Origin of the sequence: Benzoatithermus flavus, assembly GCF_037908215.1 — a bacterium.
Lineage (GTDB): Bacteria > Pseudomonadota > Alphaproteobacteria > Geminicoccales > Geminicoccaceae > Benzoatithermus > Benzoatithermus flavus.
In genome coordinates this window covers 83,300-109,302 of sequence record NZ_JBBLZC010000009.1, presented here as the reverse complement: position 1 = coordinate 109,302, position 26,003 = coordinate 83,300, and the positions used below count along the sequence as shown (strand labels likewise).

The 26,003-nt window shown below is 69.8% G+C and carries 26 protein-coding genes; 8 read left to right on the top strand and 18 right to left on the bottom strand.

The genetic code is table 11. From position 1 onward, the window contains the following. Positions 1–54: 54 nt before the first annotated feature. The 4 genes from U1T56_RS11010 to cysG form a co-directional block, all read right to left on the bottom strand. Positions 55–708, bottom strand: a complete 654-nt coding sequence (locus U1T56_RS11010) for a putative sulfate/molybdate transporter (RefSeq protein WP_418159520.1) — start codon at positions 706–708, stop codon at positions 55–57. Further along, entirely contained in the window at positions 708–1,193 is a 486-nt protein-coding gene (locus tag U1T56_RS11005) for a putative sulfate/molybdate transporter (protein WP_418159519.1), read from the bottom strand. Before U1T56_RS11005 ends, U1T56_RS11010 begins: the two co-directional genes overlap by 1 nt. An 85-nt stretch (positions 1,194–1,278) precedes the next feature. Beyond that, positions 1,279–2,475 carry a hypothetical protein gene (locus U1T56_RS11000; RefSeq protein WP_418159518.1) on the bottom strand — a complete coding sequence of 399 codons (1,197 nt, stop codon included), beginning with the start codon at positions 2,473–2,475 and terminating at the stop codon, positions 1,279–1,281. Further along, entirely contained in the window at positions 2,472–3,914 is a 1,443-nt protein-coding gene (cysG, locus tag U1T56_RS10995) for a siroheme synthase CysG (RefSeq protein ID WP_418159517.1), read from the bottom strand. Before cysG ends, U1T56_RS11000 begins: the two co-directional genes overlap by 4 nt. Before the next feature lie 481 nt (positions 3,915–4,395). Between cysG and U1T56_RS10990 the strand changes: the two genes are divergently transcribed. The 5 genes from U1T56_RS10990 (at position 4,396) to U1T56_RS10970 (ending at position 9,181) form a co-directional block, all read left to right on the top strand. Then, positions 4,396–5,574 carry a glycoside hydrolase family 26 protein gene (locus tag U1T56_RS10990; RefSeq protein WP_418159516.1) on the top strand — a complete coding sequence of 393 codons (1,179 nt, stop codon included), beginning with the start codon at positions 4,396–4,398 and terminating at the stop codon, positions 5,572–5,574. A 112-nt stretch (positions 5,575–5,686) separates the two neighbouring features. Then, positions 5,687–6,289, top strand: coding sequence for a LysE/ArgO family amino acid transporter (locus U1T56_RS10985; protein WP_418159515.1), 603 nt, complete (start codon positions 5,687–5,689; stop codon positions 6,287–6,289). An 82-nt stretch (positions 6,290–6,371) separates the two neighbouring features. Beyond that, the gene (locus tag U1T56_RS10980; protein ID WP_418159514.1) at positions 6,372–7,274 is read left to right on the top strand and encodes an alpha/beta hydrolase; all 903 of its coding nucleotides are present in this window, start codon (positions 6,372–6,374) and stop codon (positions 7,272–7,274) included. A gap of 632 nt (positions 7,275–7,906) precedes the next feature. Continuing rightward, the gene (locus U1T56_RS10975) at positions 7,907–8,782 is read left to right on the top strand and encodes a DUF2189 domain-containing protein (RefSeq protein WP_418159513.1); all 876 of its coding nucleotides are present in this window, start codon (positions 7,907–7,909) and stop codon (positions 8,780–8,782) included. A gap of 195 nt (positions 8,783–8,977) precedes the next feature. Then, a complete protein-coding gene (locus U1T56_RS10970) occupies positions 8,978–9,181 on the top strand; it encodes a dodecin family protein (RefSeq protein WP_418159512.1) in 204 nt (67 codons plus the stop codon). 201 nt (positions 9,182–9,382) lie between these two features. On the opposite strand, the gene U1T56_RS10965 is transcribed toward U1T56_RS10970, so the two are convergent. The 6 genes from U1T56_RS10965 to U1T56_RS10940 all read right to left on the bottom strand — a co-directional run bounded on the left by U1T56_RS10965 (position 9,383) and on the right by U1T56_RS10940 (position 14,465). Then, positions 9,383–9,739 carry a cytochrome C oxidase subunit IV family protein gene (locus tag U1T56_RS10965; protein WP_418159511.1) on the bottom strand — a complete coding sequence of 119 codons (357 nt, stop codon included), beginning with the start codon at positions 9,737–9,739 and terminating at the stop codon, positions 9,383–9,385. Positions 9,740–9,750: 11 nt separating this feature from the next. Beyond that, positions 9,751–10,452, bottom strand: a complete 702-nt coding sequence (locus U1T56_RS10960; RefSeq protein WP_418159581.1) for a heme-copper oxidase subunit III family protein — start codon at positions 10,450–10,452, stop codon at positions 9,751–9,753. Positions 10,453–10,490: 38 nt separating this feature from the next. Next, entirely contained in the window at positions 10,491–11,153 is a 663-nt protein-coding gene (locus U1T56_RS10955; RefSeq protein WP_418159510.1) for a cytochrome c oxidase subunit 3, read from the bottom strand. After that, positions 11,150–12,916, bottom strand: coding sequence for a cytochrome c oxidase subunit I (locus U1T56_RS10950; protein WP_418159509.1), 1,767 nt, complete (start codon positions 12,914–12,916; stop codon positions 11,150–11,152). The genes U1T56_RS10955 and U1T56_RS10950 overlap by 4 nt, the downstream gene beginning before the upstream one ends. Then, positions 12,916–13,761 (bottom strand): cytochrome c oxidase subunit II, encoded by an 846-nt coding sequence (locus tag U1T56_RS10945; RefSeq protein ID WP_418159508.1) that lies wholly within the window; start codon positions 13,759–13,761, stop codon positions 12,916–12,918. The genes U1T56_RS10950 and U1T56_RS10945 overlap by 1 nt, the downstream gene beginning before the upstream one ends. Before the next feature lie 62 nt (positions 13,762–13,823). Beyond that, positions 13,824–14,465, bottom strand: a complete 642-nt coding sequence (locus U1T56_RS10940) for a hypothetical protein (RefSeq protein ID WP_418159507.1) — start codon at positions 14,463–14,465, stop codon at positions 13,824–13,826. A gap of 447 nt (positions 14,466–14,912) precedes the next feature. Between U1T56_RS10940 and U1T56_RS10935 the strand changes: the two genes are divergently transcribed. Further along, complete coding sequence (locus tag U1T56_RS10935; protein WP_418159506.1) at positions 14,913–15,170, top strand: DUF6455 family protein; 258 nt, start codon at positions 14,913–14,915, stop codon at positions 15,168–15,170. Here U1T56_RS10935 and U1T56_RS10930 read toward each other — a convergent pair. From U1T56_RS10930 to hemC, 7 genes are all read right to left on the bottom strand, one after another. Continuing rightward, positions 15,167–15,913 (bottom strand): ATP-binding cassette domain-containing protein, encoded by a 747-nt coding sequence (locus U1T56_RS10930; protein ID WP_418159505.1) that lies wholly within the window; start codon positions 15,911–15,913, stop codon positions 15,167–15,169. The genes U1T56_RS10935 and U1T56_RS10930 overlap by 4 nt on opposite strands. Further along, the gene (locus U1T56_RS10925) at positions 15,913–16,881 is read right to left on the bottom strand and encodes an ABC transporter permease subunit (RefSeq protein WP_418159580.1); all 969 of its coding nucleotides are present in this window, start codon (positions 16,879–16,881) and stop codon (positions 15,913–15,915) included. The genes U1T56_RS10930 and U1T56_RS10925 overlap by 1 nt, the downstream gene beginning before the upstream one ends. A gap of 128 nt (positions 16,882–17,009) precedes the next feature. Then, positions 17,010–17,987 (bottom strand): ABC transporter substrate-binding protein, encoded by a 978-nt coding sequence (locus tag U1T56_RS10920; RefSeq protein ID WP_418159504.1) that lies wholly within the window; start codon positions 17,985–17,987, stop codon positions 17,010–17,012. A gap of 199 nt (positions 17,988–18,186) precedes the next feature. Continuing rightward, complete coding sequence (locus U1T56_RS10915; RefSeq protein ID WP_418159503.1) at positions 18,187–19,629, bottom strand: heme biosynthesis protein HemY; 1,443 nt, start codon at positions 19,627–19,629, stop codon at positions 18,187–18,189. Positions 19,630–19,658: 29 nt separating this feature from the next. Next, complete coding sequence (locus tag U1T56_RS10910) at positions 19,659–21,368, bottom strand: COG4223 family protein (RefSeq protein ID WP_418159502.1); 1,710 nt, start codon at positions 21,366–21,368, stop codon at positions 19,659–19,661. A 115-nt stretch (positions 21,369–21,483) separates the two neighbouring features. Then, the gene (locus tag U1T56_RS10905; protein ID WP_418159501.1) at positions 21,484–22,188 is read right to left on the bottom strand and encodes a uroporphyrinogen-III synthase; all 705 of its coding nucleotides are present in this window, start codon (positions 22,186–22,188) and stop codon (positions 21,484–21,486) included. A 16-nt stretch (positions 22,189–22,204) separates the two neighbouring features. Further along, positions 22,205–23,146 carry a hydroxymethylbilane synthase gene (gene hemC / locus U1T56_RS10900; RefSeq protein WP_418159500.1) on the bottom strand — a complete coding sequence of 314 codons (942 nt, stop codon included), beginning with the start codon at positions 23,144–23,146 and terminating at the stop codon, positions 22,205–22,207. Positions 23,147–23,211: 65 nt separating this feature from the next. Here hemC and tsaD point away from each other — a divergent pair, with 65 nt between their 5' ends. Next, positions 23,212–24,261, top strand: coding sequence for a tRNA (adenosine(37)-N6)-threonylcarbamoyltransferase complex transferase subunit TsaD (tsaD, locus tag U1T56_RS10895; protein ID WP_418159499.1), 1,050 nt, complete (start codon positions 23,212–23,214; stop codon positions 24,259–24,261). On the opposite strand, the gene U1T56_RS10890 is transcribed toward tsaD, so the two are convergent. Next, positions 24,248–25,240, bottom strand: a complete 993-nt coding sequence (locus tag U1T56_RS10890) for a GlxA family transcriptional regulator (protein ID WP_418159498.1) — start codon at positions 25,238–25,240, stop codon at positions 24,248–24,250. The two genes, tsaD and U1T56_RS10890, sit on opposite strands and share 14 nt — an antisense overlap. 254 nt (positions 25,241–25,494) lie before the next feature. Between U1T56_RS10890 and U1T56_RS10885 the strand changes: the two genes are divergently transcribed. After that, positions 25,495–25,998, top strand: a complete 504-nt coding sequence (locus U1T56_RS10885) for a hypothetical protein (RefSeq protein WP_418159497.1) — start codon at positions 25,495–25,497, stop codon at positions 25,996–25,998. The last annotated feature ends 5 nt before the right edge of the window (positions 25,999–26,003 follow it).

Below are 26,003 nucleotides of genomic sequence, written 5' to 3'. Positions count from 1 at the left end.
ACCTGCAGGCTCTCCCGGCCACGGATCGCCGAGACGCCCCTGGACGCTGACGCGTCAGCCCGGTCGGACTGCCGCTGCGCGGATGATGGCGGCGCGCATCTGCGCGGCGAGCCAGCCCGAGACCAGGGCCAGGGCCGGGTCGGCGAGGAGCGTGGCCGCAGCGGTGATGCCGATCACCGGCCAGCAGGACGGGCGCGCGTCGAACAGGCGGCGCGAGAGGGCGGGATCGCCGCCCGCGACCAGAAGGAGGGCACCCACGGCGCCGGACGGGATCGCGGCGAGAAGGGCGGCAGCGCTGCCGGAGAAGCCCAACGCCAGCACGAGGAGCACCGTGCCGAGCACGATCGACGCCAGCCCGGTCCTGGCGCCGAAGCGGTGCTGCGCCTGCACCCCGCCGGCACCGTGGCACATCGGCATGGCACCGAAAGGGGCGAGGAGAAGGTTGGCGAGACCGGTCGAGAGCAGGAGGTTGCGCTCGCTCGCCCGTGCGGCCTGCGCCGGGTAGAGCGCGCGGCACAGGGCGGCGGTCACGAGCACGGCGTTCGTGGGGGTCAAAGGAAGCTGCGGCACGGCGCCTTGGGCGAGCCCGCGCCAGAACTCGGCCGGGTCGGGCAGGGAGAAGACGGGAAGGGTGAGCGCGACGTGGATGGAGGAAGGAGGTGCTGCCTCGCCCGTGCTCCAGGCCGCGAATGTCGCCGCGAGCAGCATCAGAGGTGCCGAGGGGAGCGCCTCGGCCGCATGAGCAGGAGGAGCAGCACGAGCGAGCCCAACCCCAGCCAGGGCGTCTTCAGGACGAGGCCGAGCCCGAGCATCGCCATCGACAGACCGAGCCCGAGCTGGAGCCCGGCCGTCACCGACTGCGGAATCATCCGCGCCAGCCGCCCGATGGCGCCGATGGCACCCAGAACCAGGAGAACGGCCCCGATGACGATGCCGGCGGCCGCCACCTCGCCGGGTGCGAGGCCACCGGTCAGCATGACGGCCGAGACCGCCTTCATGGGCTGAACGGCCATGGGCAGCCGGTAGAACAGGCCGCTGCCGAGGAGGAAGGTGCCGAAACCGAACAGCACGCCCGTGGGCGAGAGGCCGGCCACGGTCATGGCACCGACCGCGTGCGGCAGGATGGTGCCGAGATCGCCGCAGGCGCCCGCACCTTCCCGCGCCAACCGCACGCGCCCGCCTTCGTCCGTCACGTCGGCATCCGCCACCTCTGCCGAGGGATGGTGCCAGCACCGCCCGGGCGCGCCTGTCACGCGCCGGAGAGCGGATCGCCGCGGCTCAGGCTGACGGAAGCTCCCGCCGGCGCACCGTCTCCGCCATCGGCCCGCGATCGAGCGAGGCGAGGCCGACATCGTCGAGCAGGTGCCAGATCGCGAACAGGTCGCGCTTGCGCACGTGCGGCAGGACGAGGCTCCGCGCTCTCGTCACCCGGAGCTCGCCGTGGCCGAACTCCTCGGCCAGCTCGGCCAGCGCCCGCATCGCCTCGGCCGTGGCTTCGCCGGGCACGCCGCCCGCAGGCTGCAGCGGCACCGTGACGATGCTGTAGCCCGGCACCTTGTGGCGCGCTGTGCTGTGCCACACCCAGCGCCCGAACGCCTCGACCGCGAGCACGCGCTGGTCGTGGAGTGCATCGACGTCGGCAAGCGCCTCCCAGGGCGGCGGCGCGAACCGGTCACGGCTGCGAGCCAGCTCCTCGGCCCATGGCGCGGGATTCCCGACCGGCTCGCCCGCGGCGTGCTCGGCCTCGACCAGGCGGGCGAACCCGGCGGCGCCCAGCTCATGGGCGAGAATTCTGATCCGCGCCTTGTGATCCCGACCCCATCGGGTGAAGCGATCATAGACCCGCACGAGCGCGGCCGCATAGGCGAGCAGCTCGTCGGCGGGAAGGAAAGCCCGGATCGTGCCGCCCGCACCCGAGGTGCCGCCGAGGAGCGCCGTGAAACCCAATGTACCGGCCTCGTCCCGCTTCAGAACGAGGACGAGATCCTGCGACCGCATCGCCGTGCCGGCCGGGAGCGGGCTCGCCGTCACCATGATCCGGAGCCCGCGCGGCAGCCGGGCGAGCGCCGGCTGGACGGCGAGCCACCGGCGCACGAGCGCGCACCAGGGGCGAGGGTCCTCGACCTCGCCATGGGCCGCGCCGGCATGGGGATCGGTCGTGACGACGTGGAGGTCGCCACCTTCGGCCGCGAGAGGCCCCAGACCGACCTCGGCGAGCGCGGCGAGGATGGCCGGCGCTGCCGCGGGGCTCGCCGCCTCGAACCGCACGTCCTGCCGGGCCGTGAACCGGGCGCGACCCTCGCCGTGCCGCTCGGCGATCTCGGCGAGCGCCATGAGCTGCCGCACGCTCAACGTGCCGTAAGGGATGGTGATCCTCGACCTCTCCGCCTCTTCCCGATGGTGGTCGTCGACGATCCCGAGCACCCTCTCCGGCCGCAACGGCACCACACGCTCCGACGTGAAGAGGCCGCTCATGCCGCCTGCTCCCCGATCGGACGGGACGACGCGAGGGCTCGGACCGCACGGCCTCGCTCCTCGCCCGCCGCTGCCGTCCGGGCAGGGCAGGGATGCGCCCCGACATAGATGATCGCCGGCCCCTTGATGCCGGCGTCGATGACGAGCTCGGCGAGGCCGACGATGACGCCCGTCGCCACCTTCTGCCCCGGCAGTGTGCCGTTCTCGACCACCGTGACCGGCGTGGCGGGATCGATTCCGCCGGCGAGGAGCCGGCTCTGGACATGGCCGGCGGCGCCTGTGCCCATGTAGATCGCGAGCATCCGGCCGGGCCGGGCGAGGGCCTGCCAGTCGTGCTCGGCGGGGCCGTCGCTGGCACGGCCCGTCAGCAGCGTCAGGCTGCGACGCTGCTCCCGCTCGGTGAGAGCGAGTCCGACCGCTGCAGCGCAGCCGATGGCGGCAGTGATGCCGGGGATCACCTCGACCGGGATGCCGGCCTCGGCGAGGGCGGCGAGCTCCTCGCCGCCGCGGCCGAAGACGAAGGGATCGCCGCCCTTGAGCCGGACCACGTGCTTGCCGGCCTCGGCCTCACGCACCAGGATGGCGTTGATCGCCGACTGGCTCGGCGAGGGCTTGCCCGGCGCCTTGCCGACATGGATGCGCGCGGCGTCGCGGCGGGCGCAGTCGAGGATCGCCTGCGGCACGAGCCGGTCGACGACGATGACGTCCGCGGTCTGGAGTGCTCGCATCGCCTTGAAGGTGAGAAGATCGGGGTCGCCCGGACCGGCGCCGACCAGCGTGACGGAACCCGTAGGTGCCGGCTCCGCGCCGGCGCCGTCCAGCTCCGTCTCGACCAGACGGGCGGCGGCTTCGTGCCGGCCGGCCAGATAGGCGCGTGCGATCGGCCCGTCGAAGAAGCCGTCCCAGAACCGGCGGCGTGCGGCTCCGGCCCGGATGGCCTCGGCCACGCGGCCACGCAGCGAGGCAGCCCAGCGGGCGAGCCCGCCCAGCCGTGCCGGCAGCATCGCCTCGAGCTGCGCCTTGATCCGGCGCGCCAGCACCGGGGCGGCCCCCTCGGTGCCGATGGCGACGACGACCGGATCGCGGTCGACGATGGCAGGCGTGAGAAAATCGCAGAGCTCCTGCCGGTCCACGACGTTGACCGGCACGCCCGCGGCCCGCGCCATCTGCACCGCGCGGGCGGCCTCGCCGCCGTCCTCGAGCGCCACGTAGGCGAGCCGCACGCCGACGAGGTCGCGCGCCGCCACCCGGCGCCGCTCGAGGGCGAGATCGCCGGCCGTGGCCAGCGCTGCGATCTCCGGGCCCGGCTCTTCCGCCAGCACCGTGATCCGTGCGCCGGTCCTGCGCAGGAGCCGGACCTTCTGCGCGGCCTGCTCGCCGCCGCCGATCACGAGCACCGGCTGATGCTCGAGATCGAGGAAGATGGGGAAGAAGCGCATCCTCGTGCCCATTCACGGCCGAAAGAGGTGGGATGGTCTATCCCACATCCGGCAGGGCGATCATCTCTTTTTACACAAAATAGTCAAGCAATGTTATAAATAACATATATTTTTCGTTATATAGCCTGCCGTTCCATCGGCTTCCTGCTGAAGGTGTCTTCCCGGTCTCGGCTCGAGAAGCGCCATGGCGGTCGTTTCCATGGAACGGCGGCTCGCTGCCATTGTGCTCGCCAGCTACGCTCGCCCGACCTCGAGCGTGCGGCCATGCCCGGATGCTGGTCTCGCGATTTCCGTTAAGGGCAACGTACCAGAAAATGACTTTACCATATCGGCCATGCGTCGAAATCTCTGCGACCAATTATACCTAGAGGCGAAATATCTGCTCCCTCATACCATGCAGTTGAGTTAGCGCGAATGGCGATCGCTTGCTGAGGCAAGCAGGAACGCAATAGCTTCGATGGGGACGGAAACGATGACAGGCATGGTGCGCAGGGGAGGTCAGCTCGGCTGGCGAGGTCACCGTCGTGCTCTTGCTCTCGTATCGGGCCTGGCTCTGGCCACCGTCGCCGGCGCCACGCGGGCGGCGCCGGTGAACGTGCCGGGTCTGCTCGATCCGCTGCCGGCGACGATGACGTCGCCGGCAGCGGAAGGCCTGCTCCTCGGCAGCGAGTCACCGGCAGTGGCCCGGCCGACCCCGACCATGGTCGCCCTGACGACCACGGCCACGAGCACGGCGCCGGTGCTGCGCAAGGCCGCCTGGGGCGGCCAGCGTTCCGGCCTGCCGTGGGCGTCGGGTGCCTCCAGCGGCTCGAGCGACCTCGAGAGCTGGCGCGGCCGCAGGCTCGACGTGCGCACCGGCTTCCTCGCCATCCGCCAGGGCTGGGCGGAGCTGACCCAGGTCTCCTGGTTGAGGGATTGGGTCGCGGCGGGCGGCTATCCGGTGGTCGCGGTGGGTCTCCTGCCCGAGAGCGCGCGCGGCCAGCTCGCCCAGTGCGCCAACGGCGCCTTCGACGCCCACATCCGCGAGATCGGCCGGGACCTCGTCGCCGTCGGCGCAGGCAACGCCATCCTGCGGCTGGGCTGGGAGGCCAACCGCATGGGCGGCTTTCCCTGGTCCATCACCGGTGACCCCGGCCCTTACAAGGGCTGCTTCCGCCGCTGGGTCCAAGTCCTGCGCACGGTGCCGGGGCAGCTCTTCACCTTCGATTGGAACATGGGTTCGCGCGGCTCGCTTCCTTACCATGTCGATCAGGCCTATCCCGGTGCAGAGTATGTCGACGTGATCGGCGTGCAGTACTACGACCGCTGCCCGCCGGCTTTGACCCAGGCCGACTGGGACAAGCGCTACAACTCGTACAACACCACGACCGGCAGCCCGTACGGGCTCGGCAAGTGGCTGGCCTACGCCAGGTCCAAGGGCAAGCGCCTCTCCGTGCCCGAGTGGGGTATCGGCGGTCCGACCGATGCCTGCGCCAGGCCCGGCGTCGACAATCCGCTGTTCGTCGAGAACATGTTCCGGTTCTTCCGGGTCAATGCCGCCTCGATCGCCTACGAGGCCTACTTCAACGGCGCCCTGCCGACCGGCTCGCACGTGATAGCCCCGCCCGACGACAATCCCTTGTCCTGGGCCAAGTACAACGCGCTCTGGGGCCGCCGCTGAGCCGTGCCCGGCGATGATAGGCGCTTTCGCCGAAGACCTCTTGCGCGCCGCCGCCGGCGGCGCCAGATGCTGCCGGCGGCGGCCGGGTGCCGCTTCGGCGAGGAGCGAACACGTGCACGATGCCGCCATCGAGGGCTTCTTCCTCGGCCTCAGCCTCATTCTGGCGATCGGTGCCCAGAATGCGTTCGTGCTGCGTCAGGGCCTGCTGCGGCGGCACGTCTTTGTCATCTGCTGCCTGTGCGCGCTCTCGGATGCCATCCTGATCGCGGCTGGGGTCGCCGGCTTCGGTGCTCTCATCGAGCGCCTGCCGGTGCTGCCGCGGATCATGACCTGGCTGGGTGCCGCCTTCCTTCTCTGGTACGGCTTCGGCCGCTTCCGCGAGGCGCTGCACCCCCAAGCCCTGCACGCCGCCGAGCGGGCCGCCGGCTCGCTGCGCGCCGCCGTCACCACCTGCCTCGCCTTCACCTGGCTCAACCCGCACGTCTACCTCGATACGGTGGTGCTCCTGGGTGGCATCGCCAGCCGCTTCGCCGGCACGGCGCGCGTCGCTTTCGGCACGGGCGCCGCCGCGGCCTCGTTCCTGTTCTTCTTCGTGCTGGGTTACGGTGCGCGCCTGCTGGCGCCCTGGTTCGCGCGTCCGAACGCCTGGCGCGCGCTCGACGTCGGCGTGGGTGCTACGATGTGGCTCCTCGCGGGCAAGCTCGTGCTCGGCTGAGCACCACGCCGCCCACACCGCGCCCGTGTGCTACACTCGCTGCGGCTCCGCCTCGTCGGCGCGGGCCCAGGGAGGACGACACATGCGCAAGGACATCGCGTTCCGGACGGAAGACGGCGTCACGCTCCGCGGCTGGCACTACCTGCCCGACGGCCGTGCCGGCAGGGTGCCCACCATCGTCATGGCGCACGGCTTCTCGGCCGTGAAGGAGATGTATCTCGACCGGTTCGCCGAAGCTTTCGCCGCGGCCGGCCTCGGCGTCCTCGTCTTCGACAACCGCAACTTCGGCGCCTCGGACGGCGAGCCGCGCCAGGAGATCGATCCCTGGCGGCAGGTGCGCGACTATCGCGACGCGATCACCTTCGCCGAGACCCTGGACGAGACCGATCCCGAGCGCATCGGCATCTGGGGCTCGAGCTACAGCGGCGGGCACGTCGTCGTGGTGGGCGCCATCGACCGGCGCGTGCGGTGCCTCGTCTCGCAGGTGCCGCTGATCAGCGGCCACGCCAACGCCCGCCGCCTGATCCGGGCCGACCGGATCGCCGCCGTCCAGGCGGCCTTCGCGGCCGACCGCCGCGACCGCATGCGGGGTGCCGCGCCCGCCATGATCCCGGTCGTGGCCGAGGACCCGGCTGCGGTCTGTGCCCTGCCGACGCCCGACTCCTGGCGCTGGTTCACGGCCACCCACGAGGCCCGCGCCCCTGCCTGGCGCAACGAGGTGACGCTGCGCTCGGTGGAGATGTTCATGGAGTACGAGCCCGGCGCCTACATCGCCCACGTCAGCCCCACGCCGCTCCTGCTCGTCGTGGCGCTCGGCGATCATCTCACCGTGGCCGACGAGGCGCTTGGAGCTTACGAGCGGGCACTGCACCCGAAGCAGCTCGTCTGCCTGAAAGGCGGCCACTTCGACGCTTATGTCGACGGCTTCGCCGAAGCTGCCGGTGCCGCCAGGGACTGGTTCGCCCGGCATCTTCTGCAGGCCTGAGTCCGAGACGCATTGCTGCCGATGCGCCTTCGAGGTTTCTTTTACGTTTTCGTGTTGATATCGGTGGGTGAGATAAAGCAGGCTGCTGCCGTGCGGATGTCTGTTCTCCGCTCGCACATCGCAAGAAACCGCCATGGCCCGAACCAGCCTCACCCACCCGCTCGAGATCGCGACCGTGCCGCTCGCAGGCGGCGGTGCGGTCGGTGACGCCTTCGGCTATACGGTGGAGTTCCTGCCGCTGGCTGCCATCCGCCGCCGCTTCGGGCCCGGGGGGCCTGGAAGAGCCGGTCTGCGAGGACGGCCGGCTCGACGTCGGCGACGAGATCGCGACGCTCGTGCAGGTGTTCGCTGCCCTCGCTTCCGTCCGCCGATCCTGATCGGAGCCATCAGCTCGCGGAACCATCGCCTCTTGCACCTCGATGCGTGCGACGGGCGGCCGATCGTGTATGATGGGCTTCGATACCCCGGTGGCGATGCCGATGGCCGGCACCGGGAGGTGAGGGGACGTAGGCCGCGGATCGGAGCACGTCCCGCCGTCCGGCGGGTCGGGCTCTCCCGAGACCGGTGGCTGGACCCGCCGAGCCGAGGGGTGGCCTACGACCTCTTGAACCAACGGTTCGGGAGAAGCGACCATGGCCGCCAGCGATCACATCCGAAACCCGATCGAGTGGAGCGCGGATCAGATCAAGAACGCGAGCCTCGCGGTGGCGCATGCGGGCCAGCACGTCCGAGGCGACGAGGTCGTCCGATCTACGGCACTGCCCGAGGTCCGGAGGATCACGGTGGCCGATCTCAAGGACGTCCTGGCCAAGGGTCTCGACGACTTCATGGCCTATCGCACCGACGTGATCTTCGTCTGCCTCATCTATCCGATAGCGGGCTTGATCCTGTGGCGGCTGGCTTTCGGCTACGAGATGGTGCCACTCCTGTTCCCGCTCGCGTCCGGCTTCGCGCTGATCGGCCCCGCGGCCGCGGTGGGCCTCTACGAGATCAGCCGGCGGCACGAGCAGGGGCTCGAGAGCACCTGGGCCGATGCCTTCGGCGTGGTCCGCTCGCCGGCACTCGGTGCCATGATCGTGCTGGCCCTCATCCTGCTCGGCATCTTCCTGCTCTGGCTCGTGGTCGCCAACACGATCTATCTCGCGACCCTCGGCCCCGAGGCGCCGGCTTCCCTGAGCTCGTTCTTCCACGACGTGTTCACGGCACGGGAAGGCTGGGCGCTCATGATCATCGGCGTGGGCGTGGGCTTCCTGTTCGCGCTTCTCGTGCTCATGATCAGCGTCGTGTCGTTCCCGCTGCTGCTCGACCGCGATGTCGGGCTCTGGACGGCGATGGCGACCTCGATCCGCGCCGTCGTCACCAACCCGGTGCCGATGGCGGCCTGGGGCCTGATCGTGGCGCTCGGCCTCGTGCTCGGCTCGATCCCAGCATTGCTCGGCCTGATCATCGTCCTGCCGGTGCTCGGCCACGCCACCTGGCATCTCTACCGCAAGGTGGTGGTGTCCTGATCCACGGGCCGCGGGAGCCGGTGCGCCGCGCCGGCTCCCGTGCACGCCGGTCTTGGGGGAAGGCGGGTCCCCGGTGCGACCGAAGCGGCAGCTCTTCGTGCTGCAATGTCCTGTGGTACTCGAGAGCCGGTTTCGGCTAAACTGACCTCTTGCCCGGCCGAGCCGGGCGGAAGCTGTCGATCAGGGAGAAGAGTCATGTCCGTCGCCCGTGTCACCGAGATCTCTTCCACCTCCGAGCAGAGCTTCGAGGACGCCATCCGCAGGGGGCTGGAGCGCGCCACGAAGACCCTGCGTGGCGTCACCTCCGCCTGGATCAAGGAGCAGCGCGTGGCGCTGCAGGACGGCAAGATCAAGCACTACCAGGTCAACATGCAGGTCACCTTCGTCCTCGACGAGTGAGCCCGGCGCGAGCCGGCAAGAGGCGGGCGGCGCAGGTGGACCGTTGCCGCCCGCCTCTTTCGATCCGCAGGGACGACCCTCGAGCAGCGACGAGCTTCGAGGAGTCCCGCACGCCATAGCGACCCCGGGCGCCGCGCCGAGGTTGAAACGTTCGCCCGGCCGATTCTCTTGCCCTTCGCCCGGCGGACGCTGCCGGCGCGGCTAGGATGCGCCGCCGAAGAACACGAGCCGTGTGAGGAGCGTGTAGTCCGACTCGAGCATCATGATCGCGACGAACACCAAGACCACGAGCGGCGGAACGAGGATGGCGTAGACGAGAGCCAGCCGCTCCCAGGCCATGTGCATGAAGACCGCGACGATGAGGCCGGCCTTCAGGATCATGAACAGAAGGATCAAGGACCAGCGCAGATAGCCGTGCAGGCCGAAATAGTCGACGAGATAGGAGCCCGTGCTGAGGATGAACAGCCATCCCCAGACCACGAGATAGAGCCTGATCGGGTGCTGCTGCCCTTCCTCGTGAGTCCGCTCTCCGACAGACAGGGTGGTCGCGTGCGCCATGCCGCTCCTCCTCACCACAGATAGAAGAAGGCAAAGATGAACACCCAGACCAGATCGACGAAGTGCCAGTAGAGGCCCATGATCTCGACGATCTCGTAGCGTCCCTTGCGGCTGGTGAAGAAGCCCGGCCGCTCCTGGTCGAAGTCGCCGCGCCATACCTTGCGGGCGATCGCCAGCAGGAAGATCACGCCGATCGTGACGTGGGTGCCGTGAAAGCCTGTGATCATGAAGAAGCACGAGCCGAACTGCGCAGCCCCCCAGGGATTGCCCCAGGGCCGCACCCCTTCCATGATCAGCTTGGTCCACTCGAAGGCCTGCATGCCGACGAAGGTGGCGCCGAAGGCCGCGGTCACGAGCATGAGGGCCGCCGTCCTGACACGGTCGCGGCGATAGCCGAAATTGACCGCCATCGCCATCGTGCCGCTGCTGCTGATCAGGACGAAGGTCATGATGGCGATGAGGATGAGAGGGATGCTGCGGCCACCGATCTCGAGTGCGAACACCTCGCTGGGATTGGGCCACGGCACGGTCGTCGACGACCGCACCGTCATGTAGGAGAGCAGGAAGCAGCTGAAGACGAAGGTGTCGCTCAGGAGGAAGATCCACATCATGGCCTTCCCCCAGGACACGTTCTTGAACGCCCGCTGGTCCGAGGCCCAGTCGGCGACGACGCCTCGCCAGCCCGAGGGCTGCGCGGCGGCCATCTCCTGCATGCCCACGAGCGCCTGCCGAGCCATCGCCGTCGTCCTCCCTAGCTGAGCAGCAGCACGAACAGGGCGAGCCAGACCACGAGCAGAAAGTGCCAGTAGAGCGCGCACAGATCCACGCTCAGCCGCACCTTGCCCGCCTCGTCGTGGCGCCATGCCCTGGTCGTGGTCACGCCGAGCGCGACGAGGCCGCCCAGGACGTGCAGCCCGTGCACCGCGGTGACGAGATAGAAGAAGGAATTGGCCGGGTTGGCGGCGAGAAAGTAGCCGGCGGCAACGAGCTGACGCCAGGCCAGGAGCTGCCCGGCCAGGAACGCGAGGGCCAGGCTGCCGCCGGCGAGCAGGCCGGTCCGCGTCTCGTCGATCCGCTCCCGGCGCGCGGCAACCAGCGACCATTGCAGCGCCGCGCTGCTCGCGACCAGAACGCCCGTGTTGAGCCAGAGCAGCCTCGGCACGGGCGGCGCGCTCCAGTCGCCCATGTGCATGCGCATGTGATAGGCGCTGATGAACAGCGCGAACAGCGAGCCGGCGACGGCGAGGAGCACGCCCAGGCCCAGCTTCGCCGCCGGCAGCGAGGGTGCGCCAGCGCCCGCGAGATCGGCCGGCGCCCCTTCCTCGAGCCAGGGCTTCGTGGCGAGGCCCTGCTGCGAGAGCCACCAGGCGATGATCGCCCCGACCCCGAGGAGGAACAGGAGGGTGACACTCACCGTGCCGCGGCCCTTGCGAGCGGCGGCTGGTTCTGCGGCAGGAAGTCCTGCTCCGCACCCGGCACGCTGTAATCATAGGCCCAGCGATAGACGACGGGCAGCTCCTTGCCCCAGTTGCCGTGCGCCGGCGGGGTCTCGGGCGTCTGCCATTCCAGCGTGGTCGCCCGCCAGGGGTTGGGGCCGGCGGGCCGGCCTTTGAACAGGCTCCAGACCAGGTTGAACAGGAACACGAGCTGGGCGAAGCCGACGATCAGCGCGGCGATGGTGATGAAGACGTTGAGCGAGTGGGCCGAGGGCGGGACGAAGGCGGTCTCGCCGAGCTCGTAATAGCGGCGCGGTACGCCCAGGAGCCCCAGATAGTGCATCGGGAAGAAGATCGCATAGGCGCCGAGGAAGGTGACCCAGAAGTGGAACTTGCCCAGCGTCTCGTCGAGCATCCGCCCGGTGACCTTCGGATACCAGTGATAGATACCGCCGAAGATGACGAGGATGGGGGCAATGCCCATCACCATGTGGAAGTGGGCGACGACGAACATGGTGTCCGAGAGCGGGACATCGACGACCACGTTGCCGAGGAACAGGCCGGTGAGGCCGCCGTTCACGAAGGCGACGATGAAGCCCAGCGCGAACAGCATCGGCACGGTCAGATGGATGTCGCCACGCCACAAGGTCAGGATCCAGTTGTAGACCTTGATCGCGGTCGGGATGGCGATGATGAGCGTGGTGGTGGCGAAGAAGAACCCGAAATAGGGGTACATGCCGCTCACGTACATGTGGTGCGCCCAGACGATGAAGCTCAAGGCGCCGATCGCCACGATCGCCCACACCATCATGCGGTAGCCGAAGATGTTCCGGCGTGCGTGCGTGGCGATCAGATCGGAGACGATGCCGAAGGCCGGCAGCGCCACGATATAGACCTCGGGGTGGCCGAAGAACCAGAACAGATGCTGGAACAGAAGCGGGCTGCCGCCGGTGTAGGCGAGGCGCTCGCCCATGGCGACGATGCTCGGCATGAAGAAGCTCGTGCCCAGAAGGCGGTCGCACAAGAGCATCACCGCCGCCACGAACAGAGCCGGGAAGGCCAAAAGCGCCATCACCGTGGCGGTGATGATGCCCCACACCGTCAAGGGCAGGCGCATCAGCGTCATGCCGCGCGCGCGCCCCTGCAGCACGGTCACGACGTAGTTGAGGCCGCCCATGGTGAAGCCGATGATGAACAGGATCAGGGAGGAGAGCATCAGGATGATGCCCCAGTCCTGCCCCGGCGTGCCGGAAAGGATCGCCTGCGGCGGGTAGAGGGTCCAGCCGGCGCCCGTGGGGCCACCGGGCACGAAGAAGCTCGCCGCCAGCACCAGCACGGCCAGAAGATAGACCCAGTAGCTCAGCATGTTGACGTAGGGGAACACCATGTCCCGCGCTCCCACCATCAGCGGGATCAGGTAGTTGCCGAAGCCGCCGAGGAAGAGAGCCGTGAGCAGGTAGACCACCATGATCATGCCGTGCATGGTGATGTACTGGTAATAGCCGTCGGGCGAGACGAGCGAGAACGTTCCCGGAAAGGCGAGTTGCAGCCGCATCAGCCACGACAGGACGAGGGCCACGAACCCGATCGCAAGAGCCGTGACCGAATACTGGACGGCGATGACCTTGGCGTCCTGCGAGAAGACGTACTTCGTCACCCAGCTTTTCGGATGATAGAGCTCGACGTCCTCGACTTCGGCAGGCGGGACGGCGCCGGCGGCGCCCAGTGCGATGTCGCCCATCAGCTCTTCTCCCCTTGCCCGAGACGGGTCTCGGCTCGCCCGCTCGCTCGCCCCGGCCCCGAGAGCTGGGCGAAGGTCCGCTGCTTCTCGAGCCAGGCCTGGTAATCGGCCGCCTCCTCGACCACGACCCGGCCGCGCATGTGCGGATGCTCGAGGCCGCAATACTCGGCGCAGAGCACCTCGAACGTCCCGGTCCGGGTCGGCGTGAGCCAGAAATAGGTGACGGCGCCCGGCACCATGTCCATCTTGGCGCGGAACTGCGGCACGTAGAAATCGTGCAGGACGTCGATCGCGCGCAGCAGCACCTTGACCGGCCTGCCGACCGGCAGGTGCAGGTCGTCGGCCTCGATCACCACGTCGTCCCGGCCGTTCGGATCGTCCGGGTCGAGGCCCAAAGGGTTGTCGGAGCCGATATGCGCGACATCGGCCCTGCCGAGCCGGCCGTCCTTGCCCGGCAGGCGGAAGCTCCACTGCCATTGCTGGCCCACGACCTCGATCTCGGACGCCTCTGCCGGGACCGTGACGAACTGATGCCAGACCACGAGACCAGGTGCCAGCATGGCCGCGACACCCACCCCGGTCACGACCGCGAGCCACCACTCGAGCCGCTTGCTCTCCGGCTGGTAGGCCGCCCGCACGCCCTCGCGGTGACGGAAGCGGTAGACGCAGTAGGCCATGAACAGGAGAACGGCCGTGAACACCACACCGGTGATCCAGAACGTGATCTCGATGGTGTGGTCGATGTACGCCCAGTTCGAGGCGATCGGCGTCCACCACCACGGGCTCAGGAAGTGGAACAGCACCGAGCCGATCACCACGAGGGCCAGTACGAGCGCTATAGCCATTCCTGGTTCATCCTTGCCTCGAAGGCTGCGGGAACAACGATCTTCAGGCGGTGTTCTGGTCCCTATCTCGGCAGGGAAGGGGCCGCCCACCGGCTGCGGAGCGGTGCCTGCCCGGCGCTCCAGGAGCGCGTCACGTCGTGCAGGTGCACGTTCCGGGCCGCGTGGCGCTCGAGGATGCCGAGCGCCGTCCGCTCCTGCTCCGGTCCATGCGTCTCCACCCAGAGCAGGAGCCCGCCGTGCAGGAGCTGCATCTCGATCGCGCGCGCCCGGCGGCGACCGATGAAGCGGGCGAGCCAGACGCCCAAGGCACCGCCGGCACCGCCCGCGGCCGCCGTGGCCGCGACCACCGCCGGAAGCTCGCCGCCGGCCGCGACCACCGTGCCGATCGCGGCGAAACTGCCGACATAGGCCAGACCCGCGACGAGGGCGGCCTTGCCTTCCGCCAGCTCGTGGCGGTCGACCCAGGTGCCGAGCGGTATGCGTGCTTCGTGCTCGAGCTCGCGGATGTCGGCCACCGTGTGGCCGAGCCTCCGCTCGACGCCTTTCCAGCTCGAGATCAGGTTGATCTGGGCCCGGTCGAAGCCGGCGAGCTCCAGATCCTCGATGGCAGCGACGAGGCCGTCGTGATCGTCGAAGACCGCGACCGCCTCGCGAGCCTTGTAGCGAAGAACCGATCCGCCGGCACGACCATTCGCTGCCGCCATAGCGGGCCCCCCAGGCACGAGCGCCTTGCAAGCGGCGGAGCTCCACCATCGGTCCGAACCGGCCCCGCCGTCGCCCGATCCCGGACGGCGACGTGCCGGCAGCCCTCGGGCCCGATCATGGGCTGCGTCTAATTTTTCATATTACCGAAAACCAAGTGTTGCGACAGCAGGAATAATCGGCGTGAACGGACGTCTCATGGCCTGCGCCATCGGAGCTGCATCGCACCGGTCGGGAAAAGACTCCGGGAACCGGCGTGCCTTTGACATGGATCAAGGCATGCGGCCGCCCTTCGGGCGAGCATGACGGGCTGTCACGGTCAGGGGGGAGTCCGGCTCATGCAGAAGCCTGTCCCGTCCGGCGTATCGCTATCGTCCGGCTGGGATCTCGAGCGTCGTGTTCGGGCCCTCGGGGCCGACACTGCAACGGCCCGCTGGATAGGCACGCGCGTGGATGCCTATCTCACGGCGATGCTGCGCCGCTTCGGGCTGAGCCATGCGCGCATGCAGCGTCTGTTCCCGCTCGAGCTGCTGACCGCCGAAGCGCGCTGTGCCGCCTGCACCGAGGTCGGGCGCTGTCGCCGTTTCCTCGCCGAGGCGGCCGGGAGGAAGGAACGGCCCAGCGCGTTCTGCCCGAACGCGCTGCTGCTCCGCCAGCTCCGCCGCCGGATCGGGACGATGCACGAGGACGGCTGCGGCGGGCCCTAGCCGCCCACCATGAGCTTCACGATCTCGTCGCCGCTGGTCTCGTGCGGGCGGCGCTCGCCGGCCTTGATGCCACGGCGCAGCACCAGGATGCGGTCGGCGACGGCGAAGATGTCCTGGAGATTGTGGCTGATGAAGATGATGGCGACGTTCTGCCGCTTCAGGCGCTGAATGAGCTCGCGGACTTTCCGCTGCTCGGGCACGCCCAAGGCCGCGGTCGGCTCGTCCATGATCAAAAGCTCGGCCTTCCAGTAGATGGCGCGCCCGATCGCCACGGCCTGGCGCTGCCCGCCCGAGAGGTTGCGGACGGGCTGGTTCAGCTTTCTGGCCGGAATGTCGATGTCGAGCGTCTCCAGAACCTCGTGCGCGGCGCGGCGCATGGCGGCGCGATCCAGGCGCGGCAGGAGGCCCAGAAAGCGCGTCTCGGGCTCGCGGCCCAGGAACACGTTCTCGCCGACGTCGAGATTATCGGCCAGCGCCAGATCCTGGTAGATGGTCTCGATCCCCCGCTCGCGCGCGGCTCTCGGGTTGGCAAAGCGCACGGGCTCGCCGTCGTAGAGGATCTCGCCCTCGTCCGGCTGGTGCACGCCCGAGATCGTCTTGATGAGGGTGGACTTGCCGGCCCCGTTGTCGCCGGCCAAGGCCAGGACCTCGCCGCGATGCAGCTCGAAGGAGACGCGCTCCAGCGCGTGCACGCCGCCGAAGCGCTTGCTGACCTCGACACAGCGCAGGATGGGCTGCGCCATCAGCCTTCCTCCTTCTTCTCGCCGGTGAGCCGGTGGCGCGACTGGTCGATCAGCACCGAGACGATGATGACGATGCCGACGGCGACGAACTGCCAGAACGGCTCGACATTGATGAAGACGAGGCCGTACTGGATGACAGCGATGATCAGCGCCCCGATGACGGTGCCGGCGATGGTGCCGGAGCCGCCGAACAGCGACGCCCCGCCGATGACGACGGCGGCGATGGAATCGAGCAGCAAGGGCTCGCCGGCCTGGGCGGCGCCGGCCGAGAAGCGGGCGGTGTAGAGCATGCCGGCGACGGCGGCACAGGCGCTCGAGATCATGTAGAGATAGAGCGTGTGCCGGCGGACGTTGATGCCGGCACGGATGGCGGCGGTGCGGTTGCCGCCGATGGCGTAGGTGTACTGGCCGAAGCGGGTCTGGCCGAGCGTCCAGTGCATCCCGAGCACCACCAGCACCGTGACCAGGACCGGGATCGGAATGCCGAGCACGGTGCCGTTGCCCATGACGAACAGGAGCGGGTTGTTGACCGGCACCGTGGTGCCGCCGGCCGAGAGGAAGCCGACACCGCGCGCGACGCCGTACATGCCGAGCGTGCCGATGAAGGCGGGAACGCCGAGGCGCGAGATCAGCGTGCCGTTGATGAGGCCCGGCACGATCCCGGCCGCGAAGGCGGCGATCAGGCCCGCAGCCAGGGCGAGCGCCGGGTCGACGGGGGTGAGGACCTGCATCGCCCGCGCCATGACGACGGCGGCGAGGCCCATGACGAAGCCGACCGAAAGGTCGATGCCGCCCGCGATGATGACGAAGGTCTGGCCCAGGCCCAGAAGGAGCGGCAGGGCGGCGAAGAGGGCGATGCTCTTCAGGTTGTAGGGATTGAGCAGGAACGAGGTGGAAAAGGCCGCGCGCGCCCAGAGCTCGAAGAAGGCGAGCAGGAGGACGAGGAACAGCCAGGGCCAGGCCGCCATCAGGAAAGCGAGCGCCGGGTGGCGCCTGGGCTCGGTATCCGCGCCGGTCGCGGCGATGGTGGAGGTGGAGGGGGGCATGGATCACCGCAGGGTGCCGGGAAGCCGACCCCGGCACCCCTCATGGGAGGTCAGTCGGAATAGACGAACTTCGCGATCGCGGGATCGTCGATGTTGGCCTTGGTCATGATCGTGCTGCCGGTGCCGATGTGTGGCGGCACGGACTGGCCGTTGATGACGGCGAACGCGGTCATCACACCGTAATAGCCGATCTCGGCCGGGTGCTGCGCCACCGCCATGTCGATGACGCCGGATTTGAGATCGCCCACGATCCGGCTCGGCGCGTCGAAGGCGACCACACGGATCTGGCCGGTCTTGCCGAGCGCCTTCACACCGTCGGCAGCACCGATGGCCGAGAACAGGTTGGCACCGAACACGCCGGCGAGGTCGGGGTTGCGGGCGTAGACCGCCTGGACCTGCGCCGCCGCCTTGTTGGCGTCGTCCTCGTTGAACTGGGTCTCGAGCACGGTGATGCCGGGATGGTTCTTCATCGCGAGCTTGAAGCCCTCCTCCCGCTGGTCCGTGGTCGAGATGCCGGGCTTGACGTTGCTGACGTAGACCTTGCCCTTCTCGCCGATCGCCTTGGCCAGCGCCTCGCCGGCCATGTAGCCGCCCATGACGTTGTCGGTGGCGATGTAGGCGAGCGGGAAATCGCCGTTGCCCTGTCCGTCCTGGTACTTGCCGTCGTCGATGAAGGTGTCGACCGTGATCACCGGGATGCCGGCATCATGCGCCTGCTTCAGGGGGGCTATGAGCTGCTGCTTGTCGGTAGGGGCGATCAGGATGGCGCCGGGCTTTCTCGCGATCACCGCCTGCAGCACCGGCACCTGCACGGTCGGGTTGAACTCGGGTCCGCCCTGGAACAGGAGCTGGCAGCCGACTGCCTTCGCGGCCATCTCGGCGCCCTTGCGCATGGTGATGTAGAAGGCGTCGGTGGTGAGCCCCGGAATCAGGGCGATGGTGCAGGAGCCTTGCGCCTTTGCTTCGGGTGCGGGCGAGACCGCCAGCGCAGCGACGGCGCCAAGCAGCGCCGCGACGAGCCTCTTCATGATGACCTCCCTGGTCCTCGGTACCGCCGGTTGCGGCTTGCCGTCCGGCGTTCGGTGGCCGACCCTAACGAGCCCGCCGATTGCCGGCAAGCATGGTCTCGATCGGGTCGATGTCGCCCGCCCGGCTCTCCGAAAAGAAAGCGCCGGGCATGCTCTTTCGAGCGGCCCGGCGTATCGGCTCGATCCTGTCCGATGCGTCTCAGCCCGCGGTGGCGGCCCGGATCGCCTCGGAGCTCGCCTCGGGCTTGGCCGGACGGGTGGCCTCCCGTTCCGGCTTGGTCTCGGGAGCCGCCGGCGTCGTCTCCTCGTGCGGCACGATGTAGGTCGTCTGCTCCGTGCCCAGGAGCGTCGCCACGCGTGGCGGCGTGCCCCAGTGCACGGCATCGAACCGGCCGCTCGGCCCGAACGGCTGCCAGGCCGGCAGGACCTCGCCGGTGTCCTCGCAGATCCACGCCTTGTCGGGCTGGGCGTCGATCGCCTTGACCAGCCACTCCTGCGCCCGCGCGTTGTTGCCGTGCGCCGAGCGCTCGAGCTCGGCGAGCAGGCGGTAGACGCGGGCGGTGTGCTCCTTGGTCAGCGCCGTCTCGAGCCGGCTGCGCGCCACGTCCCACTGATGCGCCTGCATGGCGAGCTCGGCCTGCAGGATCAGCGTCTCGACGTGGTCGCGGTTGAGCGGGGCGAGGCGGGTATCGACCCGCTGCAGACGCTGGGCCGGGGTCTCGCTGGGATCGAGCTGGGCATAGGCGCGCCCGACCTCGGGATGGGGCTCGATCCGCCAGCACTCCTCCAGCATCGAGAGCGCGAGCCGCCGCCGGCCCTGCTGCATCGCGAGCTCGGCCGCGAGCACGGCCGCCGGGGCGAAGCTCGGGCAGGCCCTGACCGCCTTTCTGGCCTGGGACAGGGCCTCGGCGTTCCGGTCCTGCTGCCGCAGGCGGCCGGCCAGGAGATGGTGCAGGATGCCGCGCTTGCGGCGCGCCTCGCCCTCGTCGAGCAGCTTCTGGGTCTGCATCTCGCTTAAGAGCGAGAGCGCCTCGTCCCACTTCTCGGCGCGGGTCAGAAGATCGAACAGGGTCGTGAGCACCCAGGGCGTGGTCGGGCTGCGTCGGTAGGCGCGCCGGGCGAGCTCCAGCGCCTCGTCGAAGTCGCCGGCCTTCATGGTCTGGCCGAGGAGGCCACGCAGGCCCACGAACTCGCCGTCGCGCCGCTCGAGCATCTGGCGGAACCTGAGATGCGCCACCTCTTCCCGGCCCTCGAGCTGAGCGGTCTGCGCTTCGAGCAGGAGAAGTCCGGCATTGGCGGGCAGGCAACGCTCGGCCTCGCGCGCATGGATGCGGGCCCCGCGCAGGTCGCCGGCGGCAGCCGCCATGAGGCCTTGCGTGAGAGCCCGGTAGCCGCGCAGCTCGCGCCGGCGGCTGCGCGAGATCCGCCAGCGCGACGGCAGGCCTACGAGCCAGCGCAGAAGCTCGAACAGGACGATGACGACGGCGATGAAGACGAGGGTGAGCGCTAGCACCGTGCCGACGTTCAAGATCAGCTCCTGGCCCAGCCACTGGACCGTGACCGTACCGGGATGCTCGGCGACCCAGACCGCTGCCCAGGCGAGCACGGCCGAGACCGCGAGGAAGAGGACGAGGCGAAGCATGATGGTCGTTTCCTCCGCTTGTCTCGGGCTCAGCCCTGCTGCGCCAGCAGCGTCTTGACGTGCTGCTGCAGCGCTTCCAGCGCCTCGCGCGCCGCGAGCCGCTGGCGCGCCGCGTCGATCCACGCGACGGCGTCCCGGTTGCCCGCTTGTGCCAGCGGCTCGAGCGCGCTCACGGCACCCGGCAGGTCCTGCGCCTCCAGCGCTCGGGTCGCGGCCCGAACCGCGTTCAGGCCGGGCACGGCCTCCTCGCCCTCGGGATGAATGCTGACGAGGCCCGTGAGGTTCTGGCGCGTCCGCTCCAGCCAGTCCTTGGGCTGCTCCTTGGGCGTGGGCTTCAGCTTCGCCTCGATTTCGGCCAGGCGCCTCGCGAGTTCGGCCGAACTCACGACACCGCTGTCGGCCACCGGCTGCAGCTTCCGGATCGCCGCAGCGACCACGTCGTCGCCTTGGCCGAGCTGGGTCAGGGTCTCGAGCGCCGGCTCGAAGGGCTGACCGTTCTGGATCGCCGTTTCGATGTCGTGCACGGCGATCGAGAGGCCCACGCTGCGCTCGCGCTGGGCGTCGAGCGTCGTCAGGTGGTCGGTCACGTCGCGGAGCTGCCGCTCGAGATCGCCGCGCACGGCCGCGATCCGCTGGCCCAGCTCCTCGAATGCCGCCTGGTTCTTCCGGATCGCCTCACCCTGCTGCGCCATCTGGTCCTTGAGGGCCATCAGCTCGCGCTGGCCCGCGACCAGCTCGTCGAGGCGCGAGCGGGTGGCGTCCACCACGGTCCTGAGCGCCGCCGCCTGCTGGTTGCCGGCCTCGAGTCCCTGCGCCACGAGCTGCTCGAGGCGCGAGAGAGCGCCCTCGAGCTTCGCCTGCGACTGGTCGATGGCGGCCTGCTTCTGCGCCACGGCGGCGACCGTGCCCTTGTCGACGACGTCCGCCGGCTGGTGCTGCTCGACCTCGACCAGCTTGGCGTTCACGGCCTCGAGCCGGCCGATCACCTCCTCGCTCGCCTTGCGGAAGCTGGTGCTCGCCTGCTCGACCGTGGCGGCGAGATCGCTGCGCGCCTTCTCGGACGCGGCGGCGAGGTCGCTCGTGGCCTTCTCCGAAGCCGCGACACGATCGTTCAGGGCCGCGATCGCGGCGTTCGTTTTCTGCAGATCGGCGTTGGTGCCCTGGAGCGCCGTCTTCAGCCCGTCGAGATCGCCGCGGAGCTGGCCGAGCTGGTCGCCGAGCCGACCGACGCCGGCCTCGGCGTTGCGGGCCGCGGTTTCGGCCGCCTCGAACCGACCGAGCGCCGGCTTCAGGGGCCCGTACTCGTACGCGTACCAGCCGCCGCCGGCGAGGACGGCGGCGGTGCCGAGCAGGCCGCCGATGAGGCCAGCGAGGAAGCCGGTGCCGCCGCGGCGACGCGGCGCGGTGCTATCTGCAGCCCGCAGATCGGGCGAGGAGCCACCCTCCGCCGCGGTCGGGGTGGCCGGACTCGTGTCTTCGGGCTGGCTCATCGCATGGTTCCTCCTGTCCGCAGCCACATCGTCGGCGCCGGCAGCGGGCGCAGTCCGGGCACGCACGCCACCAGCACCGCCCGGCTCGTCGATCTCCTCGAACTCGACCGTCTCGTACCGGGCGAGCTCGACCCGGCGCCCCTTCGCCTCGTTCTCGGGCGCGCTCCCATGGCCGGAAGGATCGGCCGGCCTGCTCCGCCCGGATGGGGCGGCCGATCTCGAGCGGTCGTTGTTCCTGCCGCGCGCCATCTGGCGAGCTCTCCCTATGTGTCTTCTTCAGGCGAACGCCCTTGCCGGTGACGATCCGGCCGGTCGGCACGCCGTCGGCCATCGGGCTGCCGATGGCGACCGTCGGCTACCATCTTCACTGCGGTGCTTCAAGGCAACCCAAAAGCACGGCCTGGTCCGGCGCCGCCGCGACCCGGATCTCCCGGAAGGGCAGGGTGCGCAAGGGGACGGCCACGGCCTCGCTCAGGCAGACGGCGACGACGGGCCGAAGACGGCCCGCGAGGCCCGTCCGGGTCGCGGCTTCGGCCCAGAGCCGGGCCGTGCGCGGCGAATAGAACAGGATGGCGCCGAGGCGACCGTCGCGTAGCGCCGCCTCGGTTTCCGACATCGGGCCACGGGTCGGCACGGCCTCGTAGACGACCGCACGGCGGCAGGCGAAGCCGGCCGCTGCCAGGTCTTCCGCGAGACCCTCGCCGACCTCGGCACCGGAAAGGTGCAGGATGGCGCCGCTCTCGGGCGGGAGCGCCTGCGCGATCAAGGCCGCGAGCGCGCGCCCGTCGCCCCGTGCCACCCGGATCGCGCGGTCGCCCGCGGCTCTGGCGGCGGCAGCGGTGGCGCCGCCGACGGCGAAGACCGGCAGGTCCTCGGGCAGGGCCGCGAGCGCGTGCGCCGCGTTGGCGCTCGTGATCGCGACCGCGGCGATCCCGGCGAGGTCGAGCTTCGGCACGGGCAGAGGCCGGATCTCCAGCACCGGCTCGACGATCGCCTCGTGGCCCATCGTCGCCAGCAGCCGCGCCGTCTTCTCCCCCTGCTCGCGCGGTCGGGTCACCAGGACCAGCATCGCCCCTCTCCCGTTCTCAGCCGGCTCGGCCGGCGAAGAAATCGGCATCCAGCCTTACCCGGATGCGCGCGCCGGCCTCGGCACCGAGCGCTCGCGCATCGGCCGCCGCACCTTCCGCCTCGATCCGCTCGATCCGCCGCCCGTCCGGGCTCGCGACGAGGCCTCGCAGGCGGAGCCGGTCGCCGTCGAGCTCGGCGAGTGCCGCGATCGGCGTGCGGCACGAGCCGTCGAGGGCAGCGAGGAAGGCCCGCTCGGCGGTGATCCGGGTCATGGTCGGGACGTGGTTGATCCGGGCGAGCAGCTCCGTCACCGGCGCGTTGCCGGCGTGACACTCGATCCCGATCGCACCCTGCGCCACCGCCGGCAGCATCTCCTCGGGTGAGAGCGGGACCGAGACCACCTCGGCGAGGCCGAGCCGCACCAAGCCCGCCATGGCGAGGAAGGTCGCCCCCACCTCGCCGGCATCGAGCTTTTTAAGCCGGGTCTGCACGTTGCCGCGCAGCGGCACCACCACGAGATCGGGCCGCAGCGCTCGGAGCTGGGCCGCGCGCCGCAAGGAGGCGGTGCCCACCGTGAGCCCGTGCGGCAGTTCGGCGATGCGCCGCGGTCCGCGTGCGATCAGAGCGTCGCGCGGATCCTCGCGCGGCAGGACGGCGTCGATGACGAGCCCTGCGGGCAGGACGGTCGGCATGTCCTTCATGGAATGGACGGCGATGTCGAGGCTGCCCGCGACGAGGCCGTCTTCGATCTCCTTCGTGAACAGACCCTTGCCACCGATCTCGGCCAGGGGCCGGTCGAGGACCTTGTCGCCCGTGGTCTTGATCACCACGATCTCGACGGCGTCGTCGGCGGCGAGCATGGGCTCGACGGCGGCGAGCGCGGCCTTGACCATCCGCGCCTGGGCAAGCGCCAAGGGCGAGCCGCGCGTGCCGAGGCGCAGGGGCAGACGGAGCGTCATGGCCGGTTCTCGCGTTTCGGGTTAGACATCGGGCTCGTCGGTCGAAGCTGGCATGGAGCGGAGCGGTGCAGGACAGCGCGATCGTGCTCGGGATCGAGACGAGCTGTGACGAGACGGCGGCAGCGCTCGTGCGCGCCGACCGGCAGGTCCTCTCGGCTCCTCTCTTCTCCCAGCTCGCCGAGCATGCGCCCTATGGCGGCGTGGTGCCGGAGATAGCAGCAAGGGCGCACGTCGAGAAGCTCGACCTCCTCGTCGCCGAGGCGATGGCGGCGGTCGGGATCGGCTTCGCGGACCTCGCCGGTGTGGCCGCCACCGCCGGGCCCGGGCTCATCGGCGGCGTCATGGTGGGCCTGCTCACGGCGAAGACCATCGCGCTGGTCAACGACCTGCCGCTGGTTGCGGTCAACCATCTGGAGGCGCATGCGCTCACCGCGCGCTTTGTCGCACCCGAGCTGGACTTCCCCTATCTCCTGCTTCTGGTCTCGGGCGGGCACTGCCAGCTCGTCGCGGTCGAAGGTGTCGGACGCTACCGTCAGCTCGGCACGACGATCGACGACGCGCTCGGCGAAGCCTTCGACAAGGTCGCGAAGATGCTGGGCCTGGGCTATCCGGGCGGCCCCGCGGTCGAGGCGCTGGCGGCGGAAGGCGATCCGGAGCGCTTCCCGCTGCCGCGGCCGCTCATCGGCACGAAGGGCTGCGATTTCTCCTTCTCCGGCCTCAAGACCGCCGTACGCCACCAGATCCTGGCGCTGGGCCGGGAGGCCGGCAGAGAGGCCACGATGCGCGATCTCTGCGCCAGCTTCCAGGCCGCCGTCGGCGACGTGCTCGTGGATCGGGCGGCGCGCGCCATGCGGTCGTTCCGTGCCGATCATCCGGATGGCCGCACGCTGGTGCTGGCCGGCGGGGTCGCCGCCAACCGCTATCTCCGCCAGCGCCTCGAGGCGGCCGCGGCGGGTCTCGGCTTTCGTCTCGTGGCCCCGCCACTCGCCCTTTGCACCGACAACGCGGTCATGGTCGCCTGGGCCGGGATCGAGCGGCTGCGGCTGGCATCCGTGAACGACCAGGCCGTGCCGGCGCGCGCACGCTGGCCCTTGGAGGAGCTCACGCCGCCCTGACCCGCTCCGCGCGCGGGGTCTTGCCGAACATCTGCCGGTAGCAGGTCGTGAAGTGCGAGGCCGAGACGAAGCCCGTGGCGCAGGCCACGCTCATGATCGGCATGTCGGTCTGGTAGAGGAGATGCCGCGCGCGCTCGAGCCGGGTCTCGAGATAGTACTGCGCGGGCGTGCGGCCGAGATGGCGCCGGAACAGCCGCTCGAGCTGGCGTCGCGACAGGCCGATGTAGCGGGCGAGCGATTCCTGGCTCAACGGCTCCTCGATATTGGCCTCCATGATCTCGACCGCCTGGATCAGCTTCGGGTGGTGCACGCCGAGCCTCACCCGGAGCGGCATGCGCTGCCGGTCGTGCGGGCCTCTGATCCGGTCGACGATGCACTGCTCGGAGACCTTGGTCGCGAGCTCGTCGCCGTGCGCCAGCGCTATCCGGTTCAGCATGAGATCGAGCGCCGCCGTACCGCCCGAGCAGGTGAACCGGTTGCGGTCGATCTCGTAGAGATCCGACGTGACCTGGATGTCCGGGAAGGCCTCCATGAAGCCCGGCAGGTTCTCCCAGTGGATCGTGCAGCGGTGCCCGTCGAGGAGGCCGGCCCGGGCCAGAACGTGGGCGCCGGTGCACAAGGCTCCCACCTGCGCACCCCGCCGGTCCCAGCGGCGCAGCCAAGCGAACACCTCCTTGTCCTGGTAGTGCTCGGAGCCGAGGCCGCCGCACAGGACGATCACCGGCATGGAACCGCTGCTGCCGGGCTCGCATTCGCCGATCGCGGCATCCACCTGGATCGCGATACCGTTGCTCGCCGCCACCGGCTTGCCGTCGCGCGAGACGAGCCGCCAGGTATAGAGCTGCTTGCCGGAGAGCCGGTTGGCGATCCGCAACGGCTCGATGGCGCTCGTGAAGGCGATCATCGAGAAGTCGGGAATCAGAAGGAAGAGGATGGTCTCGGCTGCGACGTCGGCGGCTGAGGCAGGACGCTCGCTCATCGTGATTTCCAAGAAGAAAAGGCGGGACTCGTGTTGCTTCCCCGTCGCGACCGTGCGACTTTACCACAATCGTCGGGCGATCCATATCCCTCCTGCTTTCGTGACGACGGGGTCGCCTCGGTGCGACCTTGTCGCGCACGGCGGCGGGTTTCCGCCGGCGCCGCTCGCCCTGGCGAGGTCCTTGACCGGCGAGCGCCGCTATGCTGGCGGTGGTGGCCCGAACCGATCATCCTTGTCTGGCAGCATCGAATTCCGTGGACGCGATCGACGCACAAGAGGCTTTCCGGCGTGGCATCCGAGGGGTCGCTTTCGCCCCCACGGTCGCGTTCAGCAGCCTTGCCGAGATCGAGGCGGCGTTCACGGGCGGTGTGAACGAGACGCTTCTTCTGACGCTGACCCGGCTGCCGGGGCTCGTGGAGCCGCGCGCGGCCTACGAAACCGGCCGGGCGCTGCGCATGATCATCCGCCTGTTCGACCAGGCCGGGGCGCCGGAAGCCGTCGGCCGCCAGTTCATCGACAATCTCGGCTTGGCGGTGATGGCCGCGCACATGCGCGGCTCCCGCCCTTGGGGCGCTGCCGACACGGTCGAGATGTTCATCGAGATGTACAGCCGCGTGCTCGGCGGTCGGCCCAGCGAGCTCGAGCGCGTGCGGCGCACGGTGATGGACTACGCCGTCGCCGAGCCGAAACGCGTGCCGCGAGCCGGAGGCGGGCTTGTGGGCATGCTGCGCCGCCGGCGCACGGCCGGCGCGGGCTGAGAGGC

Coding starts and splice junctions, on each gene's coding strand:
- U1T56_RS11010 (WP_418159520.1), bottom strand. CDS start 708: ATGCTGCTCGCGGCGACATTCGCGGCCTGGAGCACGGGCGAGGCAGCA.
- U1T56_RS11000 (WP_418159518.1), bottom strand. CDS start 2,475: ATGAGCGGCCTCTTCACGTCGGAGCGTGTGGTGCCGTTGCGGCCGGAG.
- cysG (WP_418159517.1), bottom strand. CDS start 3,914: ATGCGCTTCTTCCCCATCTTCCTCGATCTCGAGCATCAGCCGGTGCTC.
- U1T56_RS10990 (WP_418159516.1), top strand. CDS start 4,396: ATGGTGCGCAGGGGAGGTCAGCTCGGCTGGCGAGGTCACCGTCGTGCT.
- U1T56_RS10980 (WP_418159514.1), top strand. CDS start 6,372: ATGCGCAAGGACATCGCGTTCCGGACGGAAGACGGCGTCACGCTCCGC.
- U1T56_RS10975 (WP_418159513.1), top strand. CDS start 7,907: ATGGCCGCCAGCGATCACATCCGAAACCCGATCGAGTGGAGCGCGGAT.
- U1T56_RS10970 (WP_418159512.1), top strand. CDS start 8,978: ATGTCCGTCGCCCGTGTCACCGAGATCTCTTCCACCTCCGAGCAGAGC.
- U1T56_RS10965 (WP_418159511.1), bottom strand. CDS start 9,739: ATGGCGCACGCGACCACCCTGTCTGTCGGAGAGCGGACTCACGAGGAA.
- U1T56_RS10960 (WP_418159581.1), bottom strand. CDS start 10,452: ATGCAGGAGATGGCCGCCGCGCAGCCCTCGGGCTGGCGAGGCGTCGTC.
- U1T56_RS10950 (WP_418159509.1), bottom strand. CDS start 12,916: ATGGGCGACATCGCACTGGGCGCCGCCGGCGCCGTCCCGCCTGCCGAA.
- U1T56_RS10945 (WP_418159508.1), bottom strand. CDS start 13,761: ATGGCTATAGCGCTCGTACTGGCCCTCGTGGTGATCGGCTCGGTGCTG.
- U1T56_RS10940 (WP_418159507.1), bottom strand. CDS start 14,465: ATGGCGGCAGCGAATGGTCGTGCCGGCGGATCGGTTCTTCGCTACAAG.
- U1T56_RS10930 (WP_418159505.1), bottom strand. CDS start 15,913: ATGGCGCAGCCCATCCTGCGCTGTGTCGAGGTCAGCAAGCGCTTCGGC.
- U1T56_RS10925 (WP_418159580.1), bottom strand. CDS start 16,881: ATGGCGGCCTGGCCCTGGCTGTTCCTCGTCCTCCTGCTCGCCTTCTTC.
- U1T56_RS10920 (WP_418159504.1), bottom strand. CDS start 17,987: ATGAAGAGGCTCGTCGCGGCGCTGCTTGGCGCCGTCGCTGCGCTGGCG.
- U1T56_RS10915 (WP_418159503.1), bottom strand. CDS start 19,629: ATGCTTCGCCTCGTCCTCTTCCTCGCGGTCTCGGCCGTGCTCGCCTGG.
- U1T56_RS10910 (WP_418159502.1), bottom strand. CDS start 21,368: ATGGCGCGCGGCAGGAACAACGACCGCTCGAGATCGGCCGCCCCATCC.
- U1T56_RS10905 (WP_418159501.1), bottom strand. CDS start 22,188: ATGCTGGTCCTGGTGACCCGACCGCGCGAGCAGGGGGAGAAGACGGCG.
- hemC (WP_418159500.1), bottom strand. CDS start 23,146: ATGACGCTCCGTCTGCCCCTGCGCCTCGGCACGCGCGGCTCGCCCTTG.
- U1T56_RS10890 (WP_418159498.1), bottom strand. CDS start 25,240: ATGAGCGAGCGTCCTGCCTCAGCCGCCGACGTCGCAGCCGAGACCATC.